The organism is Peteryoungia ipomoeae, assembly GCF_004912165.1.
Lineage (GTDB): Bacteria > Pseudomonadota > Alphaproteobacteria > Rhizobiales > Rhizobiaceae > Allorhizobium > Allorhizobium ipomoeae.
Window position 1 is genome coordinate 1 of sequence record NZ_STGV01000021.1, and the last position, 535, is coordinate 535.

The 535-nt window shown below is 57.4% G+C and carries 1 protein-coding gene; it reads left to right on the plus strand.

All coding sequences use genetic code 11. The features are described from left to right. A partial coding sequence (locus FAA97_RS20965; RefSeq protein ID WP_136600501.1) for a DDE-type integrase/transposase/recombinase occupies nt 1-535 on the plus strand: 535 nt, incomplete at both ends.

Sequence of the window (535 nt, forward strand, 5' to 3'; positions counted from 1 at the left end):
CCTGATCACGTCGCCAGCCTATGTCGTCATCAAGGCCAACGACGAGTTCAAGGACAAGACCACGCGGCCGAACGAGATGTGGCAGACCGACTTTACCTATCTGAAGGTCATCGGCTGGGGATGGTTCTACCTGTCGACCATTCTCGATGACTTCTCGCGATACATCATTGCCTGGAAGCTGTGCACCAGCATGAAGGTGGACGATGTCACAGCCACGCTCGACCTGGTGCTGGCCGCCTCAGGCTGCGACAAGGTCAAGGTGGAGCACCGGCCGCGCCTGCTGTCCGACAACGGCCCGTGTTACGTCGCCTCTGATCTCGGTGAATGGCTGGAGAGATTCAACATTCACCAGGTCCACGGCGCTCCGGGTCATCCGCAGACGCAGGGCAAGATAGAACGCTGGCATCAGACGTTGAAGAACCGCATCCTGCTGGAAAACTACTTCTTCAAGGAAGACCTTGAGGCGCAGATCGCGGCCTTCGTCGAGCATTACAATCATCGTCGATACCACGAAAGCCTCGACAATCTCACTCCG